This window comes from Urechidicola vernalis, assembly GCF_031846385.1.
In the GTDB taxonomy this organism is placed as follows: domain Bacteria; phylum Bacteroidota; class Bacteroidia; order Flavobacteriales; family Flavobacteriaceae; genus Urechidicola; species Urechidicola vernalis.
Genome location: NZ_JAVRHV010000030.1, coordinates 1 through 281, shown reverse-complemented (window position 1 = coordinate 281; position 281 = coordinate 1). Strand labels below are relative to the sequence as shown.

The 281-nt window shown below is 38.1% G+C and carries 1 protein-coding gene; it reads right to left on the bottom strand.

The features are described from left to right. A partial coding sequence (locus tag RM519_RS13970; RefSeq protein WP_489753988.1) for a DUF8693 domain-containing protein occupies positions 1 to 281 on the bottom strand: 281 nt, incomplete at both ends.

Below are 281 nucleotides of genomic sequence, written 5' to 3'. Positions count from 1 at the left end.
GACCAACAATATGTGTATTGTCTGACCAATGTTCCCAAAAATAAAGCGCATTGTCTGTAGAATTGACATTATCATCGATAAAATCATCCGCATCCAAAGCACTTGGAAATGGATTACCCGTTAAAGAAATTGATGAGTCTCCTGTAGGTGCTGAAAATGTCGTGTGAGACAACTCCGCTAATGCTGCTGGACCTTCTGGAATATTATTCGGTTTACCTCTAAACACATAATTTTGATACGTAAAAGTAACACTGTTATTAGTAGAAGTATAGAGCACTGCG